A 17,938-nucleotide genomic window follows, 5' to 3' on the forward strand; every position below is an offset into this window, starting at 1 on the left:
ATTTTACTGAAAAATAGATTCTTTATCCTGCGTAATCACGATATAAAATGAATAATTATTACTAAAAATTTTTAGTTTCACGCACATTAACTAATTCTATTTTATCTGTTTTACAATTTTTAAGCAATATTATATAGAAATTATTTTCATGTTTGTTTCTCGCAATAAATTTTCGTAGAATGGATCATTTCCAATACACACGACAGCGTCACAGATACTTTGAATTTCATCCATATCATGAGAGGTATACATAATCATTTTATGGTCAACCGTCGCTCTTTGTTTCAGATAACCAGCTATTTCTTTTTTGGATCGTAAATCAATACCCACGGTCGGCTCATCCAGCAGCAGCAATTCCGGATTATGGATCAGACTGATAGCCATGTTTAATTTACGTTTCATTCCGCCGGATAATGTATGAACAGGTTCATTCCATTTAAATAGCTCCATATCCTCGCAAAGCTTTTTTAATTCTTCTTTTGAGCGATGGACCCATGAAAGTTTTTCGAAAAACATCATGTTTTCCTTCACAGTCATGTCTTCCCACAAAGCAATATCTTGAGGGACAAATCCTACAATTCTGCGAAGCTGTTTTCGATTTTTTCCGTATGTCCATTCACCTAAACGTATACTGCCTGAATTTGCTTTTGAAATTGTTGCTAAAATACGGAGCAGAGAGGACTTTCCCGCGCCATTTTCTCCAACCAAACCGATGATTTCGCCGGATTCTACCTGGAAGGATACATTTTCAAGCACCTTCTTTTTTCCGAATGATTTAGATACTTTTTCAATTTCCAGCTGCATTGCCAAAAACTCCTTTCACATACCAGACGATGAGACAAATTGGTGCAATAAATGTCCAGCCGCTCCATATCTCTTCATAAACAATCTGTCTTAACGGGTTTGCATATGCAACCCAAGGGAAATGTTTATAAACCCCATCCATGGGTAATATAATTCCGCTGATGATTATCGTTACTAAAATAATCAAAACAGCAGTTATATAATAGGGGAGCAGCTTTTTAAAAGCTAATCCTGTCAAAAAAACAAGCATACAAACCGTTACACGAAAACTGACTAGATAAACTAATTGCGATATACTAAAGCCTTCGTCATATAAAATATGGAAAATGCCCCATGTCAGCATATCTAATACAAATAACCCCATACTGTAAAGAAGGAGGTTGGACAGCAAATAGGTTGGAAAAGAAAAACGATTAAATATGAAACGGATGCGGGTTGTTGCATTTTTTTCTTTTATCAGCCAATCAAATAAAAAGAAGGTAGATAAAAGTGAAAAAACGGACCATAAGCCCCATGGGTTTTGGAATAAAGAAAACCCTTCATCGGTTTCAGTGTCTTCTCCAAGCAAAGTGAAATTAGTGAAAATCAGATTCTCACTTTCTTCAATAGAATAAATTTCATTCATTATTTCATCAAAAGAGAGAATGGATGAACTGTTTAAAGCCTCCCCTAAATCCATAATGGTATATGCTGTTTTGGCTTTTCCGCTATCCTCTTGAACAAAGGAAGCAATCATTTCTACAACCGGTGTATAACCCATAGATAAATCTGTCTGGTAACTTGTAATCAGCCGGTTGCGCTGACCAGCCTGAATAGCATCTTCATATCCTTCTTCAATAATAAATGCACTATCCAGCTCATGCGTCGCTACCATTTGTCTTGCTTCTGTTTCATTCTCTATGTCTACTACACGAATGAGATCGGAGGAATCGAGCTTTTCTCTTAACTGCATTGCCATCTCTGTTTCTTCCTCCAGTATAACTCCAACTGGAATCGAGCTTTGGTTTTGAATAAGCTCTGTACCAGAAAGAAGCAGCCAGGTGAAAAGGATAGGTGAGATTGCCCAAAATAATATAGATACAAGCTGCTTTTTCAAATGCAGCCAACGTGTCGTCAGAATATCCATCATATGCTTCTGCGCTCCTTCCAGCTTAAAAGTCCCAGCAGTATAAATAACAAAACTCCAATTAGCAGAAGGCTGGAAGTATATTCGGCATAATGTCTCCCGTTAAGTACAATTTCCTGAAGCCAGTAAAGACTGTTATAAGCATAAGAGTAGGGAAGATAATCCTGAACTCCTAATGGAAAGTATAGCGTCGGAATCAGTGCGCCGCTAAATATTATCAAAATGGATGTAAATAATATCTGTGTGAGCAGTCTTAATTTTAAAGAAGAAATAAGCACTTCAAAAATGGCCAAACAGATAATAAACCCAACTTGATACAAAATAATAAGTATGAAAGAGCGAACAATATTTTCTTGATTCAGCTCTATATTTAAAAAAGAAAGTAATGCCCAAAAGGACAGACAGGCTAACATAAGGGAGAGTACGAGCGTAACCATTATCTTAGCGAGCATTTGCCTGAGCTGTGTAGCTCCATACAAACGAATACGCTGACTAATCAATGCCGGATTTTCTTTTGTGAAAAAATAATATAACGAAAAGAGCCAGAGACTGCTGATAATAAACCAGCCTCCCAAGCTAAAATAAGCAACAGGGGAGGAACTTGCCTGATTGGACAAGGTTCGTTCCCTTATGACCTGGTCTCTGCCGACAGTATACATTAAAAACTCTTGGAACTGCTCGAAAACAAAGTCATTTCTTTCTTCATCGTCCATTTCAAATTGTTTTGCATAATAATTGATTGCCAGAATATTAGCTTGCGAGGAACGAATGTGACGGACAACGCTCTGCAGCGTTTCATTCATCATGTAGCTTTCCAGCAGCTGTTTTTTATTGCCGACGATGGGAACTTCCACAGAGTATCCTTGATATAAATCCTGAATAAAGCCTTCCGGAAAAGCGATATATGTACTTAAATTGTTTAATTCAATCTGTTCAATAGCTTCTTCCTCGGATAATTGATTGACTTCTAAAAAATCAATAAAGCCTGAGGACTGTTCTAATAATTGCACCATCATTTCTGTTTCTGTTGAATTATCTAAATCAACTAAACCTAATTGGATGGCTTCATTTTCATCCTGGGAAAAAAAACTGACAACAATCACCATCATAAGCCCCGCCAACGCAAGCGGAAATATGAAAAGAAGAGGAAGTGAATACCACTTCCTCTTAAGCTGCCGTATATGATTTTTGATAAAAAGCCCAGTTTGCTTTAGAAAAATCATGATCATGCACACTCTTTTCTTTCTAATTCAGTCTTTCAAATGCTGGCTTAGAGGCCAAACTGCATTAACCATTGTTCAAGCTGACTGCTGAAGTCACCTTCGAAGTATTGCTGCAGTTCTTCGGCAGACATGGCGCCGAGGTCAACGACATTTGATGTATCAACACCTTCTACCGCATCGATAACTGCACCTTCAGAATTAATGTCCATGGAAACATTTTCAACATATCCAGGGAAATCTAATGCAATATTATTGTTTGAGCTCATTTGGTCGCCATCGTAGGTAGAGTCACCAGTCCAGCCAAGATTTATTGTTTCATTTTCTACTGTGAATTGCAGTTGACGGTCAAAATCACGAGTAGACCCATCTAACGATTCATCGCCAGTATACGTACCAGCGAATTCAACTGGCATGTAGCCATCGTCAAATGAAAAGCTAAAGTTAGCATTATCTGTTACAGAGTCTCCAGTTCCTTGGAAATCTCCATTGAACGCCATCGTTACATCTTCAGATCCATCGCCCATTGTTAATGTATGGTCAAAATAAATCTGATCATCATTAAATAATTGGCCGCCGGATAAATTGAAAGTAACAGGATCTTCGTTTTCAGGTGCTAGACTGATAGAGAAGTCGCGTTGGACAACTTTATCATCAGATACCCAAAGTGTAGATTGGACGCCATCAGGGAATTGGAAGTTTTCTACTGCTTCAATGCCTTGATCCATGGCGCTGTCAAATTCTCCTAATACTTCATCAATCTGCTGTTGGAAGACTTCGGGGTCTTCTAATGGAGTGCTTCCAGCTCTTTCAAGCTGATTGCTTAAAATTTCCTGAAACTGTTCGTCACCTTTCATTTTTTCTAAAACAGAAGTGATTAGAGATTTAAATTGATCTTCAGAAAGATTCATCGTGATTTTCTCAGCGCTGATTGAATCACCATTTACTTCTACGTCTTCATTTTCACTTTCAAATGCATCGTCTGGAAGCTCATCATAAATGAACATGACATATTCATCCTGAAGGTATTCTTTCTCTTCATCTGTTAATAGCTGACCATCATTTTCAAACATCAGCTCTTCAATTCCTAGTTGCTCATTGCCTGTGAATGTGTAAGGATCTATTTCAGCCAATACACTGCCGATATCCTCATCAGAAATCTTAAGTACTTCTTCCAGGAAAGGAAGTTCTGCATACACATCAGAGCCTTCTACATAACCTGCCAGCCCATCGAAGTTCATGCCAGCAACATTTACGGATAATTCCGTAGAAGCCTGATTGTTTTCCATATCTGTCTCTGAATGGAATGCAAGCTCAGCGTTTGAAAGCATCGCTGCAATTTGCGGGTCTATATAGCCTTGATTTTCAAGTCCTTCCAGGTTTAAACCGAGGCTCACGTTTTGGGAAACAGGATTTTCCATGGATTGTTCATACCAATTATATTCATCCTCATATCGTGTTTCCATAAAATCTTGCAGTTGTTCAATTGAATTTTTCTCAGCTTGGAAATAGGTTGCTTTAGGTGTAGATGTTGTTAGGAAAAATGCAGCTGCACCACCGCCGGCGAGGACGATTACAGCAATAATAATAGCAATAATTCCTTTTGAAATTCCTTTTTTCTTTGGTTGTTCCTCATTATTTTCTACCAAAGTTCATGCTCCTTTCTTGAAACTATATTTGCGCAATTTGCACAATTTAGAATGGTCAATAAAAGCTCAGCGTATGTAGTTTAGCCAGGCTGCTGTATCTTTTTCATACTATAAATTATATTCATCAGCTGAGAATTAGAATCAAAAATTTATACGATGAAAAATGACCCTAACCTGTTATAACATTAAAGAAATAAGTAGTCAATCGGTTTCAAGCCTTGGTTCTTAAGACTAAATATCGACTGAGCTTGATTTCCTATTCCCTAAATAGGATAAAAATAAACAGGCTGGAAGCAGTTTTTGTCAAAACATGCTGTCTTTTATTCTACTATTTTCTACGGAACGAAACAGGAAAAGGTTTCAAAGTTTGCTAAATTTGTCGAATTATATGTTTTAAAAATCAAGTGGTGTTCTTGTTTTTTCTCGAAAAAACAAGAAAGTATATAAAAAATGCTGAATATATCCGCTCCAATGGGTTTCATTGAGGGAGTAATCTTCAATGTTGTCAGGTTCATGCGACCGCTACGACGGGTTATGGTGGGGTGAATAATCGCAACCCCAGAAAAACACTACGCTTTCCATAGGCCCCGAGCTCATCTCCTTTAAAGAAGACTTGCTGATTGGCAAGCCGACAGGCGCAGACAGAAGCAAAGTCGCACTTATGCCCTGCGGGTAGAAAAAAAGAAGTACGCTTTTTTTCTGCGGTGTCTTCCCACTGGGACTGCGATTACTCGTCCCACCGAAAACCATTGCGATTACTCGCCCCATCAAAACCGTCACTAGAATTTGCGTTATTTCCTTGTAAAATAGCAAATAAAACATAATTCCACTTAGATGGGAGCGGATGTTGTCGACTCCTGCGTGAAAAGCAACAGGTAGACCTGAGCAGGAAGCGGTTTTCTTACCGTGCGGCTGAACGTTGCTCGCGGAAATCGACTTCCCACAGCGGACATCTCTTTGGCAAGAACACCGATATTTTAAAGACCAAGCGGTATTATTGGTTTTTCTTAATGGATTAAAATTTTTGAAACATCCTAAAAAGCATGCCGGCTTCTCATTCAGAGAGCGGCATGCTTTTTAGGATGACATAATAAAGATATAACTGATGTCAATTAGGATAAATCGCTTTGAATTCCATCCTCTAAGGAAGATATCATTTCCTGTTTTTTACTTTCATCTGAATGATTCCAAATCAATTCAAAAAGAACCCCGAGACCAGGAAGCATTTTTTCTTCTCCATTATTAATGGCATCCACAATGGTTGCTTCTAATTGTTCTTGATTATTATTTGATATGTTAGCGTAAATTGCTTTACGGATATTTAAATCCATTCCTGTTCACTCCTTTAATTGTGATATTAAAAGTAGTTTGACCATAAGTTGTGAATTTATGTATGATGTAGTTAGAATTTAAAATTGGATAGGATGAATAAAGTGATTACATCTGTGAAGAATGAGAAAATAAAGGGTTTAAAAAAGCTGCACCAAAGAAAATATAGAAAGCAAATGAATGCATTCTTGGTTGAAGGGGAGCATTTAATAGAAGAAGCGCTGACGAGCGATTGGGAAGTAAAGGAGCTTATTGTTTCCGAAGAGGTTGCTGTGCCGGATATGGCAAAGCATCTTCCTGTTACTGAGGTCACCAAACAGGTGTTTAAAGAACTTTCTTTTACTGCTTCGCCTCAAGGGATGATGGCTGTCGTTGAAATAAAGAAAGAAGAAGCAGTGAACGGAGAGGTAGTTGTTTTATTGGATGCAGTCCAAGACCCGGGGAATGCAGGGACAATCATACGTACTGCGGACGCTGCGGGTGCAGATGGAATTATCCTTGGCAGCGGTTGTGTCGATTTGTATAATGATAAAGTGATTCGTGCCACACAAGGGTCCATTTTCCATTTACCAATTATACATGCTGATCTGGAAGAGAAGCTGTTGCGGCTGAAAGAAGCTGATTACCGTGTTTGGGCTACAGCATTAGAAAAAGCGGAGAATTACAAAGATCTCCCAATCCCGCAAAAAACAGCGCTTATTTTTGGGAATGAAGGAGCCGGCGTAAAGGAATCCTTGTTGGAAAAAGCGGATGAACGGGTAACCATTCCCATCCTCGGAAAGGCAGAATCATTAAATGTCAGCATCGCAGCAGGCGTGTTGCTATATTATTTAAAGAATTAACCTTGCAATGCAGCGATAATTTTTCTATAATAACTGTAATACATCATAAAGTAAATGATACGTTCTTTTGTTATGAAAAGAACAAACAACTAAACGCAATGAAAGAGCAAGTAACTGCCTGTATAAATGATTTAGGGAGGAGATGCCTTGACTGGAAGCATTTCTATCATGTCGGCAATTACGTTTCACTCTGGAGCGGACACTTGGACCATATCAAAATGTAAAGGTGATTCGGACGCCATCCGTTATGAGGCAAGAGTTGGATTGGATAGGTTTATCCAGTCAACAAGGGTGGTACCGCGACCATATAGCTTCGTCCCTTTTTTGGGAGACGGGGCTTTTTTATGTTTAAAAAAGTCCATCAAACACAGGAAATGATTAAAAGGAGGTATTTCGGACGATGAAAGAAGAATTGCAGGCGATAGAGCAGGAGGCTCTCGCAGCTATTGAAAAGGCAGAAAACAGCCAGGCTGTACAGGAGATGAAAGTGAAATACTTAGGGAAAAAAGGTTCTCTGACGACCGTTCTTCGCGGTATGGGAAAGTTATCGAAGGAAGAACGTCCGGTTATCGGCGAGCTTGCTAATAATGTTCGGGAATCCATTACAGAGGCATTGGATGCTAAAACAGAAAAATTAGAAAGAGAAGCTTTAAATGAGCAGCTGGAAACAGAAACCATCGATGTGACACTGCCTGGAAATCCGGTTCATGTCGGCGGCAGACATTTATTAACAAGCATTATGGAAGAAATTGAGGATTTGTTTATCGGCATGGGCTATGAAGTGAAAGAAGGGCCCGAGGTAGAAACAGATTATTACAATTTTGAGAAATTAAATTTACCGAAAAACCATCCGGCGCGGGATATGCAGGACACCTTCTTTATTACAAATGAATTGCTTTTGCGTACACAGACCTCACCTGTGCAGGCACGTACGATGGAAGCATATCAAGGAAAGCGCCCAATCAAGATGATTTGCCCGGGCAAGGTGTATCGCCGGGATACTGATGATGCGACACATTCTCATCAATTCAGACAAATCGAAGGGTTAGTAGTAGATAAAAATATTACCTTGAGTGATTTAAAAGGTACATTAGATGTGTTTGCGAAAAAAATGTTCGGGAAAGACCGCGAAATCCGTTTGCGTCCATCTTTCTTCCCATTTACAGAGCCCTCTGTTGAAATGGATGTATCCTGTAAGGTTTGTAATGGAAAAGGGTGCTCGGTTTGTAAGCATACCGGCTGGATTGAAATCCTGGGCGGCGGAATGGTCCATCCGCGTGTATTGGAAATGAGCGGTTATGATTCCACTGTTTACAGCGGGTTTGCATTCGGAATGGGACAGGAGCGCATTGCGATGTTGAAATATGGTGTGAACGATATTCGTCATTTCTACACCAATGATGTCCGTTTCTTATCACAATATCATCAAGCGTAAGAGAAGAAGGAGGAGAGTACATGCTTGTTTCTTATAATTGGTTACGAAACTATGTCAATTTAGATCATGTAACACCAGAAGAATTAGCAGAAAAAATAACACGATCTGGGATTGAAGTAGAGGGAGTGGAATATCTGGCCCCTGCTGTAGAAAATATTGTCGTGGGATATGTGAAATCCTGTGAGAAGCATCCGGATGCAGATAAATTAAATCTTTGTCAAGTAGACGTCGGGGAAGAATCCCTGCAAATCGTCTGCGGGGCGCCGAATGTTGGAGAGGGTCAGAAGGTTGCTGTTGCAAAACCTGGGACTAAGCTTCCAAATGGGATGAAAATCAAAAAAGTTAAGCTGCGCGGAGTGGAATCAAATGGGATGATTTGTTCCCTGCAGGAGCTCGGATTGGATGAAAAATACATTCCTACCGACGTCGCAGAAGGGATTTTTGTTTTTCCAGAAGATGCAGAGGTTGGTACACCTGTACAGGAGCTGTTAAATCTAGATGATGCGGTGTTAGATTTAGATGTTTTAGCGAACCGTCCAGATGCATTAAGCATGCTTGGTGTAGCGTATGATGTAGCAGCTGTTTTAGATCAGCCAATCCATTTACCAGATGAAAACCTGAATGCAGATGAATCTATCCAGGCTGAGGATTATATTGATGTGAAAATTGATTCCATTGAAAATAACCCATATTACGGAGCATTTGTTATAAGAGATGTGGAAATTAAGCCGGCGCCACTATGGATGCGGAATTATTTAATGGCATCTGGTATCCGTCCAATCAACAATGTTGTAGATATTACTAATTTTGTATTATTAGAGTACGGACAGCCGTTACACGCGTTTGACTATGACCGGTTTGGCTCCAAAGAGGTCGTTATCCGACAAGGAAAAGAAAACGAGACAATGATTACCTTAGATAATCAGGAACGTCAATTAAATGAGAAGAATCTTGTTATTACGAATGGCAAAGAGCCGGTTGCTTTAGCCGGGGTCATGGGTGGCGCAGATTCTGAGGTGACGGATGAAACCACGAATATCCTGCTGGAGGCTGCTTATTTTGATGCCGCTTCTGTTCGCCATACGGTAAAACAGACCGGCCTGCGCAGTGAATCCAGCACGCGTTTTGAAAAAGGGGTTGACCCAAATCGCGTGAAACGCGCCGGTATCCGGGCATGCAGTCTGCTTCAAAAATATGCTGGCGGAAAAGTAGCAGCTGGTGTTGTAGAAGTAGATGAATTGGATAAATCGGAGAAGTCTGTGACCATTACAACTTCGAAAGTGAACCAGCGATTAGGAATGGAGTTAGATGAAAAAGACGTGACCTCTGTCCTCGCACGGCTGCAATTTGAATTCAGTAAAAATGGAGAAGAAATTGTTGTTCAAGTTCCAACGCGCCGTCTGGATATATCTATTTTTGAAGATATTTTAGAAGAAGTTATTCGTATTTATGGTTATGATCATCTGCCATATACGATTCCGCAAGGCTGGGTACAGGCAGGAGGATTAACAGATGTCCAATTGCTGCAGCGGGAAATCAAAAATTACTTATCCAGCGCCGGATTGATGGAAACATTAACCTACTCCTTAACAAATAAACAGGATGCATCGCGATTCCTGACACCTGATATGGAGGAAGGGACTGCTAATACAGTCGGTTTAGCAATGCCGATGAGTGAGGAGCACAGCCATCTCCGCTTAAGTCTTATTCCAGAGATGCTTCGCGTACTCCAGCATAATGTAGCGAGAACACAAACAGATTTAGCGTATTATGAAATTGGAAAAGTATTCATTTCTGAAGAAGAGCAGATAACCAAACAGCCGATTGAGAATTTGCATGTTGCCGGCGCGTTAACTGGTTTATGGCATAATCACCCATGGCAGCAAGAGAAGAAGCCGGTTGATTTTTATGTAGCAAAAGGAATCGTGGAAGGCTTATTCGCACATTTAGAATTAGATGTTACCTTTGTACAGACTAAAATGGAAGATATGCACCCGGGACGTTGTGCAGAAATCAGATTAAATGGCAAAGGAATCGGCTATGTCGGCCAAATTCATCCGCTTGTTGCCAAAGATTTTGATGTAAAGGAAACCTATGTTTTTGAAATAAATCTGGAATCTGTATTTTCTGTACATCAAGCAACACCTTCCTTTACGGATATTCCGCGTTATCCATCTGTAACAAGAGATATCGCCTTTATCCTGGATAATGATGTTCCTGCTGGAGAGGTTCAGGCAGTGATTAAGGAAACAGGAGCTCCGTTAGTAAAAGAAGTCTCTATATTTGATGTATATCAGGGAGAGCATATGGAAGAGGGCAAAAAATCTGTAGCTTATCGTCTTCTGTATCAGGACCCAAGCCGTACGTTGAAAGATGATGAAGTGGAGACATCTTATCAGGCGGTTGTTGAAAAAGTAAATAATCAATTTGGATCGTATGTCCGTTCCTGATCAAGATATAAAAAGCCGCTGGCACAGATTTTGAAGCTGTGCCAGCGGCTTTTAGCGTAAATAGACTTGATTTATTTATCAGGATTTACCGTCAAAGAAAGCTGCCAATTAACAGGAGTCAGATTTTCCTGCTTTAAAATAGCGTTTGTTTTTGAAAAGTGACGGCACCCGAAGAAACCCCGGTGTGCAGATAAAGGGCTTGGATGTGGCGCTTTTAAAATATAATGCTTATCGGTATCGATCAACTCTATCTTCTTCTGTGCTGCTGCGCCCCATAATAAGAAGACAACCGGGTGATCCTTCTGATTTAAAGCATCAATTACTTGATTCGTGAACCGCTCCCAGCCTTGATTTTTATGAGAATGTGCTTGATGTGCCCGGACAGTCAAAACATTGTTAAGCAAGAGCACCCCTTGATCAGCCCATTCTTTCAGATAACCATGGGAGGGAATCTTGAAATCAACATCAGCTGCCAGCTCCTGATACATATTTTTTAAGGAAGGAGGCACTGGCACACCAGGCTGTACGGAAAAGCTCAGGCCATGTGCCTGATTAGGGCCGTGATAAGGATCCTGACCTAAAATGACGACCTTCACTTCCTGGAAATCTGTAAAGCGAAGAGCATTAAAAATATCGTACATATCCGGATATATCGTGTGAGAACCGTATTCTGTTTTTAGAAATTCCCGCAAGTGTTTATAGTAGTCTTTTTCAAATTCTTGCTCTAAAACTTGTCCCCAATCGTTTTTTAAAGGTATATTCATTGTAGCACCTCATTTAGTGTAAATATTTCTTTGCTTTATTTGTATTGGCAAAATGAAGCTTAGCAACATGTCCCAGCTGCTGTTCGCCATGAGCTTTTATATAATTGGTTGCTGCCTTATCCACTTTACCGGACGCACCTTTTGGTAAGGTAATGCCTGCTTCTTGGGATAATTTATCCATTGCTGTTACGAACCGGGCTCTGGCTAAAATAGAAGCAGCAGCAACATTAATTGAATGGCTTTCTGCTTTTGTAATAAAAGTAGTTTTTTCATGAAGCTTTAATGCTTCTGATTGCAGATAGCGTTTGTAAACGGCAGGCTCACAAAATTGATCAATGACGATTCCATCATAATCTGTACCATCTAATTTTTTAATTAATTTGTCAATGGCATGATGATGCAGCATTGCTTTCATCTTCCCCTGCGACCAGCCTTTAAGCTGCAGGCGATTATATTTCTCATTCTCCAGTTTAAGGATGGTATATGAAATAGGAAGCTGTATGATCTCTTGTGCAATACGGTGGATGGCGTCATCTTTTAAGTGTTTGGAGTCTTCCACACCCAGCTGCTTTAATTGAACTTGCTGCGCTTTGTCTGCAAAAACAGCCGCAACGGTTATCGGTCCAAAATAGTCGCCGGTTCCTGACTCATCGGAACCTATATGACTTTTTTGAAAAATAGCTGTGTCCACACTTGAAGAGGGCTTCGCTTTAGCTGCTTGTGTCGAAGCAGATGCATCCTTCCATTGGGTGCTCTCCTTCTCTGGCTGGCTGCCCTGAAAGAGAACCTTCCCAGAATGATATGCTGTGATGACAGCATAAGGTGTTTTTGCCCGGAAAACAGCCCCCTGCGGTGTTTTTTGTAAGTAAGTATGATAATGCTTTTTCATTTGTTTGATTTTATCAGCAGATGTTGTTAATACTTCTTGGCCCAAAGCTTCATTCCTCCAATCATCGGATACCTAAGACTATAGCAAATATAACGGGATTTTGAAATACTTCTTTTTCCGCAAAGTTCATGTTAATATATACTAGAATCAACGTTACACAGGAGGAAGTTAAAATGACAGACAATGAAAAACAGCGCGTAACAGTTGAAATATACAATCGGACATACCATGTTATCGGAACGGAATCAGAACGCCATGTTCAGCTAGTGGCTAATTTAGTTGATCAAAAAATGAATGAAATTCATGATGCCAATAAACAATTAGATACAGCCAGCTTAGCAGTATTAACGGCTGTGAATACAATGAACGATTATTTAAAACTAAAAGAGGATTATGCAACACTTTTAGGTTCATTACGAAAGAAAGAGGACTAACAAACATGATTAACTTAATTATAATTATTCTTCTATTATTTGGGATTATGATGGGATTAAAAAGAGGATTTGTTCTTCAGCTATTTCATTTAACAGGGTTTATTGTTGCTTTTATTGTAGCAGTAATGTACTATAACCCGGTTGCAGAAAGACTTTCCTTATATATTCCTTATCCAGACCTCTCAGGTGATGGAGCCTGGTCAGCGTTTTTAGAAAACCTGCCAGTCGAATCGGCATTTTATAATGCGATTTCCTTTGCGCTTATCTTTTTTGCGGTGAAATTTATTCTGCAGATTATTGCTTCTATGCTGGATTTTGTGGCGGCAATACCCATCATCAGCTTTATCAATAAAATTTTAGGAGCCGCGCTGGGGTTTGTTGAGATATATCTCATCAGCTTCATTATTTTATATATCCTGGCGTTAACGCCTGTCGGCGGAGTGCAGGAAGCAATCCAAGGTTCTTCTCTGGCAATGCGGATTATTGAACAGACACCATATTTCTCAGATCGTATTTTTGAATTATGGTTTAACTTGACAGAATCTCTGACCAAATAATATAACAGGTCATTAGCAAGTATAGAAAGCAAAACTGACTCAAACTAACATGGATAGCTTGAGTTAGTTTTATCACGGCATGAGTGTCCGTAATTCGCCCTAACTATATATGGAACAATTATTTTAATATGTATGGGCGAAAACGGTCACTTCATCTCCTGATTAACTAACCTTCCGTGGAAAAGGAAAAATCTCCACGGAAGGAAATTTCGTTTTATGTAAATAGTGACAGAATAGGGTGAAAGAAAATGAATAAGAAAGATATCATTCGTTTGCTGGAGAATATAGCTGTTTATATGGAGCTGAAGGGAGAAAATCCATTTAAAATAAGCGCTTATCGAAAGGCTGCGCAAGCGATTGAAACGGATGACCGCAGCTTAAATGAGATAGATGACTTTACAAAGATGAAAGGGATTGGAAAAGGAACTGCAGCAGTAATTACCGAGTTTATCGAAGCTGGACATTCAGAAACCTTAGCGGAATTGGAGAAAGAAGTACCGGCCGGGCTTGTACCGTTATTAGATTTGCCAGGTTTAGGCGGGAAAAAATTATCCAAGCTCTATCAGGAGCTGGGCGTCATAGATGCGGAAACGTTAAAAGAAGCTTGTCTGTCTGGAAAGGTAGAAGAGTTACCTGGATTTGGAAAAAAATCTGTAGAGAAAATCGTTGCAGCAATCGAGGATGCGGGGAAGAGACCGGAACGGCTTCCGGTAGCAATGATGCTTCCGATTGCTGAGAAGATAGAAGCTTACCTGGAGGATATTCCGGGTATTGTCCGTTACTCTCAGGCAGGGAGCATCCGGCGTATGCGTGAAACTGTAAAGGATCTTGATTTTATCATTGCTACGGATGATGCAGGCGAGGTAAAAGAAGCTTTAATCGCACTGCCTTCTGTCAAAAATGTTATTGCAAGCGGAGATACAAAGGTTTCTATCACTTTAGAAGAAGCTTATGATATCAATGTTGATTTTCGTATGGTTTCTGACGGGGAATTTGCTTCTACTTTACATCACTTTACCGGTTCAAAGGATCATAATGTAGCTATGCGGCAATTGGCAAAGTCGCGCGGTGAAAAAATCAGTGAATATGGTGTAGAGGTGGAAGAAACAGGAGAGACGCTCCAGTTTGAAACGGAAGAAGCCTTTTTTAATCATTTTGATCTGCATTTTATTCCTCCGGAGGTTCGTGAAAATACAGGAGAAGTAGACCTGTTTACAGAGGAACAGAAATTAATCCGGCTATCCGATATTCGCGGAGATTTGCATATGCATACCACCTGGAGTGATGGAGCACAGTCTTTAGACGAAATGGCTGAAAAGGTAAAAAGTATGGGCTATTCCTATATGGCGATTACAGACCACTCTAAATACTTGCGCGTAGCAAATGGATTAAATGAAGAACGCCTTCGTAAGCAGCGGCAGGAAATTAATGCATTAAATGAAAAGTACGCTGATTTCCATATCTTTTCGGGTGTGGAAATGGATATCCTGCCAGATGGCAGCTTAGATTTTGAGGACGACTTTCTTAAAGAAATGGACTTTGTTATTGGTGCGATACATTCCAGTTTTCAACAATCGGAAGAGGAAATCATGCACAGGCTGACTAACGCCTTAGAAAATCCATATGTTTCGATTATTGCTCACCCGACAGGAAGACTAATCGGAAGAAGAGATGGATATAAAGTGAACCTGGAAAAATTGATTGAAAAAGCAAAAGAAACAAATACCGCATTAGAAATTAATGCTAATCCCAATCGCTTAGATTTATCCCACGAATCGGCTAAAAAAGCGCAGGAAGCAGGCGTAAATCTTGTCATTGATACTGATGCGCACAACTATCAGATGCTTGAGCATATGCAATATGGCGTAGCTACAGCCCGAAAAGGATGGATCAAACCGTCCACGGTAATCAACACATGGACAAAAGAAGAATTAGCCGCATTCTTTAACCAGGGGAAATAAGTGAGCCAGTGTTCTCATACGGAAACTGGCTCAAAGCATAGATTTTAATTTTTAATAAAAGAGGGGTTAAAATGAACGAACGTGTATTAAAAACGCTTGAATTTCACCGCCTTGTTGAAAAGGTTCGTGATCAAGCAGAAACCTCTATAGGAAAGGATTTAGCATCTAAGATACAACCCAAGTCGACGCTTGATGAAGTGGAGGAACTCCAAGCGCAGACAGACGAAGCCGTTCAAATTTTCCGGCTGAATAAAGTGATTCCTTTAGGTGGTATATCTGATATACGACCGAGTGTGAAACGCAGTGCAATAGGGAGCATTCTTGCGGCGGATGAGGTTTTACGCATTGGGGATACGTTATATGGAGGCAGACAGGCCAAAAGTTTTTTAGAACAGGTCGAGGATGTAGAAATACCAATTCTTCAATCTGCCGCAGCAAATATTATCGCAATCCGGGATTTAGAACAGCATATTAACAGCTGCATCGATGATCATGGCCAGATAATGGATGGTGCTTCATCAGCTTTACGTTCTATCCGCAGCTCTATACGGACATATGAAAGCAGTGTCCGCAGCAAGTTAGAAAGCTATACACGCTCTAACAGTAAAATGCTTTCCGATTCGATTATCACGATTCGGAATGATCGTTATGTTTTGCCGGTAAGACAGGAATACCGTGCTGCCATTGGCGGAATTGTCCATGATCAGTCATCATCCGGTCAGACATTATTTATGGAGCCAAAAGCGGTAGTGGATATGAATAATAAATTACAGGATTTATTTTCTAAAGAAAAACAAGAAATAGAACGGATTTTAAAGGAACTCAGCGGGCACATCGCTTCCTATGAACAAGAGCTTTTAAATAATGTCTATTGGCTTTCGGAAATTGATTTTATCAGCGCCCGGGGAAAACTTGCTCAAAAAATGCATGCGGTAAGACCTAAAATGAATATACATGGTTATATAAAGATGCAGCAGGCAAGACACCCATATATTCCAGATGATCAAGTTGTTCCAAATGATGTGGAAATGGGCCAGGACTATCAGGCAATTGTTATTACAGGACCAAATACAGGCGGAAAGACGGTTACTTTGAAAATGGTTGGGCTTTGTACATTGATGGCTCAATCGGGTTTACAGGTACCCGCACTCGATGGCTGTGAAATGCCGATATTTGATGAGGTTTTCGCTGATATAGGTGATGAACAGTCGATTGAACAAAACCTGAGTACCTTTTCCTCTCATATGACAAACATTGTGGAAATTATGAAGCATGTCACGGATCAGTCGCTGGTTTTATTTGATGAATTAGGCTCTGGTACAGATCCGCAAGAAGGAGCTGCTTTAGCAATGTCGATCCTGGATGAGGTGCTTTCTAAAAATGCAAGTGTTATTGCGACGACCCATTATCCGGAATTAAAAGCTTATGGATATAACCGGACGCAGGTGGTCAATGCTTCTGTAGAATTTAATGTAGAAACATTGCGGCCGACCTACCGGTTACTAATTGGCGTTCCAGGACGAAGCAATGCATTTGACATTTCGAAGCGGCTAGGGCTTGACGGAAATATCATTAATCAAGCGAAGCAGCTGATTGGTGTGGATTCTCATCAAGTAGAAAATATGATTGCTTTCTTAGAACAATCCCATACAGAGGCAGAGCGAGACTATGAAAAAGCGCATCAGGTACTGGAAGAGAGTGAAAAACTGCATCAAGAATTAACAAAAGCAATGAACCGATGGGAAGATAAGAAGCAAAAGATTTATGAAAAAACGGAAGAGAAGGCTGAAAAAGCGTTGCTGAAAGCGCGTCAGGAAGCAGAAGAAATTGTGCAGATGATGCGCAATATGAAAGACCAGTCTGGCATGAAGGAACATGAGTGGATTGAAGCCAGAAAGATGCTTGACGAGGCAATGCCGAATCTAAGCAGGGATAAATCAGCTGTCCAGCCTGAGAAGAAACAAGAGCAGAGCGAGCTGAAGCCGGGAGACGAGATTAAGCTGCTCACCGTAAATCAGCTCGGCGAGGTTGTTGAAAAGGTAAATGACAGGGAATATATGGTGCAGGTCGGCATTATGAAAGTAAAAGTAAAACGGTCTGATTTAGAGCTTGTCAAGAAGAAGAAAAAGAAGCAGGCTGAGCCAGTGGCCACGGTTAGAGGCAATAATCAGCATGTGAAAACAGAATTGGATTTACGCGGCGAACGTTATGAGGACGCGATGCACAAGCTGGAGAAGTATGTGGATGATGTATTGCTATCCGGTTACGCTCAAGCATCTATTATTCATGGGAAAGGGACTGGCGCCTTGCGAAAGGGTGTTCAGGAATTTGTGAAGCGGCATCCGCATATTAAAGGCTCAAGGTCAGGCGAAGCAGGAGAAGGTGGAAGCGGCGTTACAGTTATTCGCTTTGAATAAGTAATCGAATTAAATGTTTTGTAAGATCGGAAAAAGGGATGGATTTAATATTGGCAACAAA

Annotated in this window: 14 protein-coding genes; 7 read left to right on the top strand and 7 right to left on the bottom strand. The window is 40.3% G+C overall.

What is annotated here, in order from left to right; all coding sequences use genetic code 11:
- Positions 1 to 129 precede the first annotated feature (129 nt).
- The 5 genes from ACZSMY_RS03375 to sspI all read right to left on the bottom strand — a co-directional run bounded on the left by ACZSMY_RS03375 (position 130) and on the right by sspI (position 6,130).
- Entirely contained in the window at positions 130 to 804 is a 675-nt protein-coding gene (locus ACZSMY_RS03375; protein ID WP_193064810.1) for an ABC transporter ATP-binding protein, read from the bottom strand.
- Positions 788 to 1,933, bottom strand: a complete 1,146-nt coding sequence (locus tag ACZSMY_RS03380; RefSeq protein WP_042534476.1) for an ABC transporter permease — start codon at positions 1,931 to 1,933, stop codon at positions 788 to 790. Before ACZSMY_RS03380 ends, ACZSMY_RS03375 begins: the two co-directional genes overlap by 17 nt.
- Positions 1,930 to 3,159: an ABC transporter permease gene (locus ACZSMY_RS03385; RefSeq protein WP_306432727.1), complete on the bottom strand. Its 1,230-nt coding sequence runs from the start codon at positions 3,157 to 3,159 to the stop codon at positions 1,930 to 1,932. Before ACZSMY_RS03385 ends, ACZSMY_RS03380 begins: the two co-directional genes overlap by 4 nt.
- A gap of 41 nt (positions 3,160 to 3,200) precedes the next feature.
- Positions 3,201 to 4,799, bottom strand: a complete 1,599-nt coding sequence (locus tag ACZSMY_RS03390; protein WP_193064809.1) for a DUF6583 family protein — start codon at positions 4,797 to 4,799, stop codon at positions 3,201 to 3,203.
- A gap of 1,112 nt (positions 4,800 to 5,911) precedes the next feature.
- Entirely contained in the window at positions 5,912 to 6,130 is a 219-nt protein-coding gene (sspI, locus tag ACZSMY_RS03395) for a small acid-soluble spore protein SspI (protein ID WP_042534468.1), read from the bottom strand.
- Positions 6,131 to 6,223: 93 nt separating this feature from the next.
- Between sspI and ACZSMY_RS03400 the strand changes: the two genes are divergently transcribed.
- The 3 genes from ACZSMY_RS03400 to pheT all read left to right on the top strand — a co-directional run bounded on the left by ACZSMY_RS03400 (position 6,224) and on the right by pheT (position 10,855).
- On the top strand, positions 6,224 to 6,970 hold the full coding sequence (locus tag ACZSMY_RS03400) for a TrmH family RNA methyltransferase (protein WP_306432728.1): 747 nt from the start codon (positions 6,224 to 6,226) through the stop codon (positions 6,968 to 6,970).
- Positions 6,971 to 7,370: 400 nt separating this feature from the next.
- Entirely contained in the window at positions 7,371 to 8,405 is a 1,035-nt protein-coding gene (gene pheS / locus ACZSMY_RS03405) for a phenylalanine--tRNA ligase subunit alpha (protein ID WP_332093736.1), read from the top strand.
- A 20-nt stretch (positions 8,406 to 8,425) separates the two neighbouring features.
- Complete coding sequence (pheT, locus tag ACZSMY_RS03410) at positions 8,426 to 10,855, top strand: phenylalanine--tRNA ligase subunit beta (RefSeq protein ID WP_193062353.1); 2,430 nt, start codon at positions 8,426 to 8,428, stop codon at positions 10,853 to 10,855.
- A gap of 71 nt (positions 10,856 to 10,926) precedes the next feature.
- Here pheT and ACZSMY_RS03415 read toward each other — a convergent pair whose 3' ends face one another.
- Together ACZSMY_RS03415 and rnhC are read right to left on the bottom strand one after the other, a co-directional pair.
- Complete coding sequence (locus ACZSMY_RS03415; protein WP_042534457.1) at positions 10,927 to 11,619, bottom strand: uracil-DNA glycosylase; 693 nt, start codon at positions 11,617 to 11,619, stop codon at positions 10,927 to 10,929.
- 13 nt (positions 11,620 to 11,632) lie between these two features.
- Positions 11,633 to 12,553, bottom strand: a complete 921-nt coding sequence (gene rnhC / locus ACZSMY_RS03420) for a ribonuclease HIII (RefSeq protein WP_465147458.1) — start codon at positions 12,551 to 12,553, stop codon at positions 11,633 to 11,635.
- A 128-nt stretch (positions 12,554 to 12,681) separates the two neighbouring features.
- Between rnhC and zapA the strand changes: the two genes are divergently transcribed.
- The 4 genes from zapA to ACZSMY_RS03440 all read left to right on the top strand — a co-directional run bounded on the left by zapA (position 12,682) and on the right by ACZSMY_RS03440 (position 17,877).
- On the top strand, positions 12,682 to 12,942 hold the full coding sequence (zapA, locus tag ACZSMY_RS03425) for a cell division protein ZapA (RefSeq protein WP_042534454.1): 261 nt from the start codon (positions 12,682 to 12,684) through the stop codon (positions 12,940 to 12,942).
- Between the two features lie 5 nt (positions 12,943 to 12,947).
- The gene (locus tag ACZSMY_RS03430) at positions 12,948 to 13,499 is read left to right on the top strand and encodes a CvpA family protein (RefSeq protein ID WP_042534452.1); all 552 of its coding nucleotides are present in this window, start codon (positions 12,948 to 12,950) and stop codon (positions 13,497 to 13,499) included.
- Positions 13,500 to 13,747: 248 nt separating this feature from the next.
- On the top strand, positions 13,748 to 15,460 hold the full coding sequence (gene polX, locus ACZSMY_RS03435) for a DNA polymerase/3'-5' exonuclease PolX (protein WP_465147459.1): 1,713 nt from the start codon (positions 13,748 to 13,750) through the stop codon (positions 15,458 to 15,460).
- Between the two features lie 71 nt (positions 15,461 to 15,531).
- Positions 15,532 to 17,877 (top strand): endonuclease MutS2, encoded by a 2,346-nt coding sequence (locus ACZSMY_RS03440; RefSeq protein WP_193062351.1) that lies wholly within the window; start codon positions 15,532 to 15,534, stop codon positions 17,875 to 17,877.
- Positions 17,878 to 17,938 lie beyond the last annotated feature (61 nt).

This window comes from Oceanobacillus sp. B139/18 (assembly GCF_055524595.1).

Excerpts from the sequence above, each read along its gene's own strand:
- ACZSMY_RS03375 (WP_193064810.1), bottom strand. The coding sequence starts at position 804 with ATGCAGCTGGAAATTGAAAAAGTATCTAAATCATTCGGAAAAAAGAAG.
- ACZSMY_RS03380 (WP_042534476.1), bottom strand. The coding sequence starts at position 1,933 with ATGATGGATATTCTGACGACACGTTGGCTGCATTTGAAAAAGCAGCTT.
- ACZSMY_RS03385 (WP_306432727.1), bottom strand. The coding sequence starts at position 3,159 with ATGATCATGATTTTTCTAAAGCAAACTGGGCTTTTTATCAAAAATCAT.
- sspI (WP_042534468.1), bottom strand. The coding sequence starts at position 6,130 with ATGGATTTAAATATCCGTAAAGCAATTTACGCTAACATATCAAATAAT.
- ACZSMY_RS03400 (WP_306432728.1), top strand. The coding sequence starts at position 6,224 with ATGAATAAAGTGATTACATCTGTGAAGAATGAGAAAATAAAGGGTTTA.
- pheS (WP_332093736.1), top strand. The coding sequence starts at position 7,371 with ATGAAAGAAGAATTGCAGGCGATAGAGCAGGAGGCTCTCGCAGCTATT.
- pheT (WP_193062353.1), top strand. The coding sequence starts at position 8,426 with ATGCTTGTTTCTTATAATTGGTTACGAAACTATGTCAATTTAGATCAT.
- ACZSMY_RS03415 (WP_042534457.1), bottom strand. The coding sequence starts at position 11,619 with ATGAATATACCTTTAAAAAACGATTGGGGACAAGTTTTAGAGCAAGAA.
- zapA (WP_042534454.1), top strand. The coding sequence starts at position 12,682 with ATGACAGACAATGAAAAACAGCGCGTAACAGTTGAAATATACAATCGG.
- ACZSMY_RS03430 (WP_042534452.1), top strand. The coding sequence starts at position 12,948 with ATGATTAACTTAATTATAATTATTCTTCTATTATTTGGGATTATGATG.
- polX (WP_465147459.1), top strand. The coding sequence starts at position 13,748 with ATGAATAAGAAAGATATCATTCGTTTGCTGGAGAATATAGCTGTTTAT.
- ACZSMY_RS03440 (WP_193062351.1), top strand. The coding sequence starts at position 15,532 with ATGAACGAACGTGTATTAAAAACGCTTGAATTTCACCGCCTTGTTGAA.